Annotated in this window: 8 protein-coding genes; 4 read left to right on the forward strand and 4 right to left on the reverse strand. The window is 75.7% G+C overall.

Annotated elements, in window-relative coordinates:
- Positions 1 to 111: 111 nt before the first annotated feature.
- The gene (locus ACZJYS_RS20990; RefSeq protein WP_493180208.1) at positions 112 to 939 is read right to left on the reverse strand and encodes a uroporphyrinogen-III synthase; all 828 of its coding nucleotides are present in this window, start codon (positions 937 to 939) and stop codon (positions 112 to 114) included.
- Between the two features lie 4 nt (positions 940 to 943).
- The gene (gene hemC / locus ACZJYS_RS20995) at positions 944 to 2,095 is read right to left on the reverse strand and encodes a hydroxymethylbilane synthase (protein ID WP_245906184.1); all 1,152 of its coding nucleotides are present in this window, start codon (positions 2,093 to 2,095) and stop codon (positions 944 to 946) included.
- Positions 2,096 to 2,142: 47 nt separating this feature from the next.
- Between hemC and tsaD the strand changes: the two genes are divergently transcribed.
- The 4 genes from tsaD to ACZJYS_RS21015 all read left to right on the forward strand — a co-directional run bounded on the left by tsaD (position 2,143) and on the right by ACZJYS_RS21015 (position 6,370).
- Positions 2,143 to 3,207: a tRNA (adenosine(37)-N6)-threonylcarbamoyltransferase complex transferase subunit TsaD gene (gene tsaD / locus ACZJYS_RS21000; RefSeq protein ID WP_493180209.1), complete on the forward strand. Its 1,065-nt coding sequence runs from the start codon at positions 2,143 to 2,145 to the stop codon at positions 3,205 to 3,207.
- A complete protein-coding gene (locus tag ACZJYS_RS21005; protein WP_493180210.1) occupies positions 3,204 to 4,031 on the forward strand; it encodes a 23S rRNA (adenine(2030)-N(6))-methyltransferase RlmJ in 828 nt (275 codons plus the stop codon). Before tsaD ends, ACZJYS_RS21005 begins: the two co-directional genes overlap by 4 nt.
- Positions 4,028 to 5,020, forward strand: coding sequence for an NAD(P)H-dependent glycerol-3-phosphate dehydrogenase (locus tag ACZJYS_RS21010; protein ID WP_493180211.1), 993 nt, complete (start codon positions 4,028 to 4,030; stop codon positions 5,018 to 5,020). Before ACZJYS_RS21005 ends, ACZJYS_RS21010 begins: the two co-directional genes overlap by 4 nt.
- Positions 5,021 to 5,233: 213 nt before the next feature.
- Positions 5,234 to 6,370 (forward strand): THUMP domain-containing class I SAM-dependent RNA methyltransferase, encoded by a 1,137-nt coding sequence (locus ACZJYS_RS21015; protein ID WP_493180212.1) that lies wholly within the window; start codon positions 5,234 to 5,236, stop codon positions 6,368 to 6,370.
- A 9-nt stretch (positions 6,371 to 6,379) separates the two neighbouring features.
- Here the strand turns inward: ACZJYS_RS21015 and ccmB are convergent, their stop codons facing one another.
- Entirely contained in the window at positions 6,380 to 7,030 is a 651-nt protein-coding gene (ccmB, locus tag ACZJYS_RS21020; RefSeq protein ID WP_109516211.1) for a heme exporter protein CcmB, read from the reverse strand.
- Positions 7,027 to 7,523: heme ABC exporter ATP-binding protein CcmA (ccmA, locus tag ACZJYS_RS21025; protein ID WP_493180213.1), on the reverse strand; the 497-nt coding region annotated here is incomplete at its 5' end. The genes ccmB and ccmA, both read right to left, overlap by 4 nt.

Consider the following 7,523-nt stretch of genomic DNA (forward strand, 5'->3'; position numbering starts at 1 on the left):
AGGCACGCGGCGTCACGGTCGGGTTCTCGCGGCCGGGCTTTCCCTTGGCGGGCGGGGTGTTGCGGCTGCCCGTCACCGGCTCACCCTTGGGGCTGTCTTTCGGCGTGTCGGTCATTCTCTCTCCTGCCCCTCGCTCTCCGGTTCTGGCAATCCGCCCGGCGAGGCGCCGGGGGGCGCCGCGTCCGGCCACGCCCCGGGCGGCCGGCCCAGCAGGGCCAGCAGCGCCGGAAGCTCCGGCACCGGGGTAGCATGGATCGCTCGCCATGGCATTCCCGCGAGCGCCGCCGCAATACGTGGTGAAAGCGCGAACGCCACGCTCTCCCGCACGGTTTCCACAAGGCCCGCGCGGCGCAGCAGGAAGTGGGTGTGGCGGGCCGAGCGCGGCGAGAGGAACAGCGCCCCGCGCACCGCCCCGGCGCGCAGCGCCGCCACCGTCTCCTCCGGCAGGGCGGCGGCCGGGCGCGCCGCGTAGACGACGCGCCGCCGCACGGCGAAGCCCGCGGCGCGCAGGGCCGCCGCCAGCGCGGCGCCATAGCCCTGCCCCACCGCCAGCAGCAGCGGGCCGGCCCGCGGGTCCAGCCGCGCCACCGCCAGCCGCGCCAGCGAATCGGCATCGCCGGCGGCCGCCTCGACCTGGCGGAAGCCGGCGCGGCGTGCCTCCTCGGCCGTGCCGTCGCCCACCGCCAGCACGGGGCAGGCCAGGAGGCGGTCCTTCTCCGGCCAGCCGGCCAGGGCGCGGGCGCTGGCGCGGCTCGGCAGCAGGGTGGCCTGGGCGGGGCGGCCGCCCCCGGCGGTCAGCGGCAGGGCGGGCGGCGGCAGCGGGGCCAGCACCAGGGCAGGCGCCGCCAGCGGGCGCCAGCCCAGCGCCGCCACGGCGGCGGCGGTCTCGGCGCAGCCGGGCTCCGGCCGCGTCACCAGGATGGCGGGCGCCTCCCGCACGGGGCTAGCCGATGAAGATGTCGGCGGGGCTGTCGGCGCGCAGCCCCTCGCCCAGCTCGCGGCCCAGCCGCCCGGCATCGGCGGCGGCGCCGTGGATGCTGCGCTTGAGCAGGAAGCTGCCATCGGGGCGCGCCACCAGCCCGGTCAGGTGCAGCTCGCCATTCGGCAGCAGCCGCGCATGGCCGCCGATCGGCGTGCGGCAGGAGCCGTCGAGCGCCGCCAGCAGCGCCCGCTCGGCACGGGACACGGCGCGCGCGGATCGGTCCTCGATGCCGGAGAGCAGCTCGTGCAGCTCCTCATCCGCCGCGCGCACGGTGATGCCGACGATGCCCTGGCCGGCGGCCGGTACCATCGCCTCGGCGTCCAGCACCACGGAGGCGCGGTCGGCCATCTCCAGCCGCTTCAGCCCGGCCAGGGCCAGCAGCGTGGCATCGGCCTCGCCGGCGGCGAGCTTGGCCAGGCGCGAGCCGACATTGCCGCGGATCATCTGCACCTGCAGGTCGGGCCGCGCGTGCAGCAGCTGCGCCTGGCGGCGCAGGCTGGCGGTGCCGATGCGCGCGCCCGTGGGCAGCGCCGCATAGGGGTCGGCAGCATCGACGGCCGGGCAGTTGGGCCCGAGGATCAGCGTGTCCCGCGCATCCTCGCGCTTCAGCGTGCAGGCCAGCACGATGCCGGGGGGCAGCTCGGTCTCCAGATCCTTCAGGCTGTGCACGGCGAAATCGATCCGCCCGTCCAGCAGCGCCTCGTGGATCTCCTTGGCGAAGAGGCCCTTGCCGCCGATATCCGCCAGGCGCTTGTCCTGGATGCGGTCGCCCGAGGTGGTGATGACATGCTCCTCGAAGGCCTTGGCGTTGCGCAGCACGGGGCAGAAGCGCAGCAGCAGGTCGAGGAAGGTGCGGGTCTGCCACAGCGCCAGCGGCGAGCCGCGGGTGCCGACGCGCAGCGGCAGCGGCCGCCGCGCATGCGGCTTCACCGGCGCGCCCTGGCGCAGCGTTCCAGGCGCATGGCCCGGCGCATGGCCCGGCGGGGGCGCGGCACCGGGGTGGGAACCCGCCGGGAGGCCGCCGCCCATCCGGGTATCGGCCGGGGCGGCGACGCGGGCATAAGCGGAAGCGCCCACCGCGGCAGACGGCAGGACGGGGTGGGCAAGGGACATGCGGGCGTCATAGAACCACCGCCCGGCATTGGGGAAGGCAAGAACGGATGCAATCGGCGCCTATCAGAGGTCCGGTCCTGGGTTTGGAGGCGAGTTGCGACGAGACTGCCGCCGCGATCCTGGCACCGGACGGCACCATCCTGGCAGAAGCGGTGCGCAGCCAGCTGGCCGAGCACACCCCCTTCGGCGGCGTGGTGCCCGAGATCGCGGCGCGTGCCCATCTCGCCCATCTCCCGGCCCTGGCGGCGCAGGTGATGGGCCAGGCGGGCGTGGCGCCGGCCGATCTGGGCGGCATCGCCGCCACGGCGGGGCCGGGGCTGATCGGCGGGCTGATCGTCGGCGCCAGCTTCGGCAAGGGCATGGCGATCGCCCACGGCCTGCCCTTCGTGGCGGTGAACCACCTGGAGGGGCATGCGCTGACGGCGCGGCTTCCGGGCGTGGTCGAGGGCGGGGTGGAATTCCCCTACCTGCTGCTGCTGCTCTCCGGCGGGCATTGCCAGTGCGTGGCGGTGGAGGGACTCGGCCGCTACCGCCGCCTCGGCTCCACGCTGGACGACGCGGTGGGCGAGGCCTTCGACAAATCGGCCAAGCTGATGGGCCTGCCCTGGCCCGGCGGCCCGGCCCTGGAGAAGCTGGCCGCCAGCGGCGACCCGATGCGCTACCCCCTGCCCCGCCCGATGCTCGGCCGCCCCGGCTGCGATTTTTCTTTCAGTGGCCTCAAGACCGCCGTGGCGCAAATGGTGCCGAAGCTGGAGACGGCGCAGGACCGCGCCGACCTCGCCGCCGCCTTCCAGCGCGTGGTGGCCGCCGTGCTGGCGGACCGGGCGCGCAACGCCCTGGCCATGCTGCCCAATGCCACCGCCATGGTGGTGGCGGGCGGCGTGGCGGCCAACCAGGGGGTGCGCGCCGCGCTCTCGGCCGAGGCGGCGCGCGCCGGCCTGCCGCTGGTGGCGCCGCCCATCCGGCTCTGCACGGACAATGCGGTGATGATCGCCTGGGCCGGCATCGAGCGGCTGCGCGCCGGCCTCACCGAGCCGCTGGACTTCGCCCCGCGCCCGCGCTGGCCGCTGGCCGAGCTGTCGGCGGAACCGACCGGGGAGCGCGCCGCGTGAACTACCGCCACGCCTTCCACGCCGGCAACTTCGCCGACTGCATGAAGCACGCCCTGCTGGTCCTGCTGATCCGCCGCCTCGCCGCCAAGGACAAGCCCTTCCGGGTGCTCGACACCCATGCCGGCATCGGCGCCTACGACCTCTCCGGCTCCGAGGCGGAGCGCACGGGGGAGTGGCGGCGCGGCGTCGGCCGGCTGCTGGACCTCACCGAGGGGCCGCTGGCCGACTGGCTGGCGCTGGTGCGCAACGCCGGCTTCCCGCCGCGCTACCCTGGCAGCCCCTCGCTGGTGCGGATGATGCTGCGGCCCAATGACCGCCTCGTGCTGTGCGAGCTGCACGAGGAGGACCACGCGACCCTTCGCACCCTGTTCCGCGGCGACCCGCAGACCGCCGTACACAAGCGCGACGCCTGGGAGGCGCTGACCGGCCTCACCCCCTTCGCCGAGAAGCGCGGGCTGGTGCTGGTGGACCCGCCCTTCGAGGTGGAGGGCGAGTTCGAGCGCATGGCGGAAGGGCTGGCCCTGGTGGCGCACCGCTTCCGCGCCGGGGTGCAGGCGCATTGGTATCCCATCAAGCACCGTGCGCCGGTGCGTGCCTTCCACACGGCGCTGGCCGAGAGCGGGGTGCGCGACATCCTGGCCTGCGAGCTGTGGCTGCGCGAGCCGACCGACCCGCAGCGGCTGAACGGCTGCGGCCTGGTGGTGGTCAACCCGCCCTGGCGCTTCGAGGAGGAGGCCCGCGCCATCCTCGAAGCATTGCTGGAGCATCTGGGCGAGGGCGAGCCGGGCCAGGGCTGCTCCGTCACCCGCATCGCCGAGGAATGAGCATGCGCCGCATCGCCGTGATCGGTGCCGGGGCCTGGGGAACGGCGCTGGCCATCCAGGCCGCGCGCGCGGGGGCCGCCGTCACGCTCTGGGCGCGTGACCCCGCCCGCGCCGCGGCCATGCAGGCGGCGCGCGAGAACGCCGCCCACTTGCCCGGCCACCGCCTGCCGGAGGCCATTGCCGTCACCGCCGACCCGGCCACCGCGCTGGCGGGGGCGGAGCTGGCCCTGCTGGCGGTGCCGGCGCAGCACATGGCCCGCGTGCTGGAGGGATTTCCCGTCGCGCTCCCCCCCGTGCTGGTGGCGGCCAAGGGCGTCACCGCCGAGGGGCATCGCCTGCCGCTGGAGACGCTGGCCCTGGTGCGTCCCGGCCTGCCGGCGGGGGTGCTCACCGGCCCCAACTTCGCCGCCGAGGTGGCCGCCGGCCTGCCCGCCGCCGCCGTGGTGGCCGGGCTGCCACCCGCTCTGCGCGAGCAGGCCATCGCGGGCCTCGCCACCGCCGCCTTCCGCCTCTACGGGCAGGATGACGCGGTGGGGGCGCAGGTGGGGGGCGCGGCCAAGAACGTCATCGCCATCGCCGCGGGCGCCGTCATGGGCGCCGGGCTCGGCGAGAATGCCCGCGCCGCGCTGGTGACGCGCGGCATCGCCGAGATCGGGCGGCTCGCCCTGGCGCTGGGCGGTCGGGCGGAGACGGTGGCCGGCCTCTCCGGCCTTGGCGACCTGCTGCTGACCTGCACCGGCCCTGGCAGCCGCAACTTCTCCCTCGGCTTCGCGCTCGGCCAGGGCCGGCAGCTGGCAGACATCCTGGCGGAGCGGAACAGCGTGACGGAGGGCGTGGCCACCGCCCCGGCCCTGCTCGCCCGCGCTCGCGCCGAGGGGGTGGAGATGCCCATCGCCGCCGCCGTGGCCGCCGTGCTGGCGGGCGAGGCGGACGTGGCCGGCGCGGTGACGCAACTGATGACGCGGCCCCTGCGGCACGAAGGGGGGTAGGTTGGGGAAGGAATTCCCCAAACCCCTTCTTTTTCCTGATCTGTTTTAGAATCTGACCGATAGAAAAAAGAAGGGGTTCCAGGGGAATTCATTCCCCTGGCCTTCTCTCTTCCATCTGGCCGATGCCCGCCCGTTGAATCCCCCCGCCATCCCTGCCATGAGGCAGCGCCTTTCCCGCCCGGCGCGGGCAACCCGAACAACCAAGGTGCTGCGGTGAAGGCTGCGTCCGGCGCGACGGCGCGAGACCAGGATTTCGAGATCTTCCTCGCGACCGTGCCCGGGCTGGAGCCGGCGCTGTTCGAGGAGGTGCGCGGCAAGGGCTTCCGGCAGCCCCGCGTGGTGCCGGGCGGCGTCACCCTGCGCGGCGGCTGGCCGGAGGTGTGGCGGGCCAATCTCTGGGTGCGCGGCGCCAGCCGCGTGCTGGCGCGGCTCGCCGCCTTCCGCGCCGTGCATTTCGCGCAGCTCGACGACCGCGCGCGCCAGGTGCCCTGGGCCGATGTCCTGCGGCCGGAGGTGCCGTTCCGGGTGGAGGCCTCCTGCGCCGGCTCCCGCCTCTACCATTCCGACGCCGTGGCCCAGCGCATCGAGACCGCCATCCGCGAGACGCTGGGCGCGATGCCCTCGCCGGAGGCGGCGGTGGTGGTGCGGGCGCGGCTGGAGAACGACCTCTGCACCCTCAGCGTCGACACCTCGGGCGAGCTGCTGCACAGGCGGGGCTACAAGGCGGAGGTCAACCGGGCGCCGATGCGGGAGACGCTCGCCGCGCTGTTCCTGCGCGCCTGCGGCTATGACGGCGCCGAGCCGGTGCTGGACCCGATGTGCGGCTCCGGCACCTTCGTCATCGAGGCGGCGGAGATCGCGGCGCGGCTCAACCCGGGCCGCCACCGCGCCTTCGCCTTCGAGCAGCTCGCCACCTTCGACGAGGATGCCTGGCAGCGGATGCGCGCGGTGCGGAGCGAGCGCGTGCCGGCCTTCCGCTGCCACGGCAGCGACCGCGACGCCGCCGCCGTGGCCATGAGCCGCGCGAATGCCGGGCGCGCCGGCGTGGCGGACTGCACGGAGTTCCGCCACTGCACGGTCAGCGAGGCGGTGCCGCCCGAGGGGCCGCCGGGGCTGGTCATCGTCAACCCGCCCTATGGTGCCCGCATCGGGGACAAGGCGAAGCTGGCGGCCCTCTACCGCGCCCTGGGGCAGGTGCTGACGAGCCGCTTCACGGGCTGGCGCGTCGGGATCGTCACCAGCGAGCCGAAGCTCGCCCATGCGACGGGGCTGCCCTTCCTGCCCGGCGGCCCGCCGGTGCCGCATGGCGGGCTGCGCGTGTCGCTGTTTCGGACGGCGCCGCTGGCCTGAGGGCGCCCCTCACTCGGCGCGCAGCGCGGCGCCGGCGGCGAGCGGGGCCAGCGGCAGGGCGGCGGCGGTGAGCGCCCCCAGCAGCAGCAGGAAGGGCCGCACCGCCACCCCGCCCGCCGCCGCCTCGATGCCCGCCGCGCCGAAGATCATCGCCGGGATGGCGAGCGGCAGCACCAGCAGCGGCAGCAGCACGCCGCCGCGCCGGGCGCCCAGCGTCAGCGCCGCCCCCGCCGTGCCGAGCAGCGAGAGGAACAGCGTCGCCAGCCCCAGCACCAGCACCGCCACGCCCCAGGCTGCCTCGGGCAGGTTCAGCATGGCGGCGGCGATGGGGGTGGCCAGCAGCAGCGGCGCGCCGGTGGTCAGCCAGTGGGCCAGCGCCTTGGCCAGCGCGATCTCGAAGCCCGAGAGGCCGCTGAGCAGGAGCTGGTCGAGCGAGCCGTCCTCCGCCTCGGCGCCGAACAGCCGGTCCAGCGGCAGCAAGGCGGCGAGCAGGGCGGCGGCCAGCAGCGCGCCCGGGGCGAGCCGCGCCAGCGCCTCCGGCGCCGGCCCCACGCCGAAGGGGAACAGCGCCGTCACCAGCAGGAAGAACAGCATGGCCGCCAGCGTGTCGGCCGGGTGGCGGAAGGCGAGCAGCAATTCCCGCCGCAGCAGCGCGGTCATTCCACCCCCCAGGGCTGCTGTTCCAGGCGCAGTTCCCCGGCGCCGTCCAGCGGCAGCGGCACATGGGTGGCGGCCACAACGGCGCCGCCCGCCGCGCGGTGCCGCGCCAGCAGCGCGCCGAAGCGGGCGATGGCGGCGGCATCCAGCCCCACCGTCGGCTCGTCCAGCAGCCAGAGCGGCACGGGCGCCAGGGCGAGGCGGGCCAGCGCCAGCCGCCGCCGCTGCCCGGCCGAGAGCAGCCGCGCCGGCAGCCCGGCCAGCGGCGCGAGATCCACCGCCTCCAGCGCCGGCTCCACCGCGCCGCCCCAGCAGCGCGCCCAGAAGCGCAAATTCTCGGCTACCGAGAGGCCGGGCTTCAGGGCCTCGGCATGGGCCAGGTAGCGCAGCCGCGACTCGGGGCCCTCGGCCAGGGCCGCGGCGCCGCTCCAGCGCAGGCTGCCTTCGGCCAGCGGCACCAGCCCGGCCAGGGCGCGCAGCAGGGTGGACTTGCCCG

The sequence above is a fragment of the Roseomonas sp. TS2 genome, from assembly GCF_058833935.1.